This window comes from Parasutterella secunda (assembly GCF_016901835.1).
Classification (GTDB): Bacteria; Pseudomonadota; Gammaproteobacteria; order Burkholderiales; family Burkholderiaceae_F; genus Aphodousia; species Aphodousia faecavium.
The window spans coordinates 1-1,838 of record NZ_JACJKX010000035.1 but is presented as its reverse complement, the minus strand read 5'-3'; the positions used below and the strand labels follow the sequence as shown (position 1 = coordinate 1,838).

The 1,838-nt window shown below is 51.4% G+C and carries 1 protein-coding gene; it reads left to right on the top strand.

Going from position 1 to position 1,838, the window contains the following annotated elements; all coding sequences use genetic code 11:
- Positions 1 to 1,838, top strand: a 1,838-nt coding sequence (locus tag H5985_RS09205) for an autotransporter outer membrane beta-barrel domain-containing protein (RefSeq protein ID WP_205051014.1), incomplete at both ends; no start/stop codon positions are given.

Here is a 1,838-nt window from a genome sequence, read left to right as displayed (position 1 = left end):
GGAGTCAATGAAGTTGCAATTTCTCAATCCAATACCGTGACGCTTGTTGGCGGCGACGATAAGGAATTGATTGCGTTTGCCGGCGAAGGTGATAAGAGCGTAACAGTTGAAGGAACGTTAAAGCTTGGCGATGCGGCTTCGACTAATAACAGCGGAAAACTTTCAGCTCCCGTGACGATTACTAACAGCGGTGAAATGAATGTTCAAGCCGGTAGTTATCAAATTGCCGATTTGACAGTGAACTCTTCAAGTCTTGTTGTCAATAACGCTTCTGCTTCCATTGATACTCTGAAGTTAAATACCTCTTCAACCATTACTTCCGGCTCTCAGGCTGTAGAAGTGAAGGGTATGACGGTTGACGCTACGGCTCATACCGTCACGGGTGCTGTAAATGTTGAGAAACTGACGGCAGCTGCCGGCAGCGTGATCAACGTCGGTACCAAAGATGCTCGCGGTGACATGACCGTTGGCGAAACTTCTGAATTAAACGGCATGACCTTCTTCCTTGATCCTGCTTGGGTAGAAGGACAGGAAGTCACCGATGCCTCTCGTTTGGTATTTAAGAACCCCAAGGTGGACGCTAAAGTAATTGCCGGTCATAACAGCTACGTTGTTTTCGGTTCAGGCAATACCACGAATTTCACCCCTGTGTTCGGTAAGCAAGTGACCTGGGGTCAGGGCGGTGTGTTGGCTGCAGCCTATGTGGCTCAACCCATTACGATTGATGCAAACGGCGCATTGGTTGTCGACGGTTCTTTGCAACAGTTGGGTGATGCTCCTGCAGCAGGTTCCGTGACGTTTGGTGAAAACTCCGTGTTGGTGGCCGATGTGACGGAATTGGCTTCCGGCGAAGCGTTGATTACGGCCGATACGTTTAATGTGAATGACGCCTCCAAGGCTGTGATTGTCGGCTCGATGAAAAATGGCGAAACCTATAAGTTAGCCAGCGTCGATAACGTGTGGTCCGCCGATCAAATCGTCTCCGGTAATGCCTTGTGGAGCTTGACCGGTAATGATGACGGTTCCTTCACGGTGAAGCTTGAAGACGCCACGAAGATCTTCGGCGACTTGATGCAAGGCGGTCAGCTGGCTAATGCCGGTATGACTGCTGGCGGTGATGCGGGCAACTACGTGGATTCGCTTTTAACCGATGCTTCCGGCAATGTCGGCAATCTCGCATCGACCGCAGCTCGATTTGATGCGGCGATGAATATCGGTGGTGCGTTGTCTGTGTTCACCAATGCTTATGACCGTGCAGGAGAATTCCGCGAAATCGTTCGCTCTGAATCGACGATGGATCAAGAACCTCGCCTGTGGGCTCATGTGATGGGCGGCAAGACCAAGTTGAAGGGCATTTCTTCCGGTGCTCAGTCCGTTCATACGGAAACCGACCACTACGGTATTGTGATCGGTGCTGAGGGCATGGTAACGAATAATCTGTCTTTGGGTGTGGCTTTGGCAGCCGGTACCGGTGATACCGACAATGACAAGGTTAACGCTAAAGATGAATTTGATTACTACGGCATCAGTGCTTACGGTCGCACAACCGTCGGCTTCGTGGACATTTTGGGTGACGTCTCGGCGACGTTCCTCAAGAGCGACATGAAGATGCACGGAGTGGCCGATATCGATGCCGACGCGGATACAGCCGTTTACTCAGCGGGCGTTCAAGCACAAAAGACGTTGAACCTCGGTTGGGCTGACGTGACTCCGTTTATCGGAATGGATGTCTATCACGTGCGTAGCGACGGATACTCTGCCGGTCACGGTATCAAGGTTGAAGACTCGGATGCGACAGCGGTTGAATTCCCGATCGGTGCCAAGTTAGCCAAGAGCTT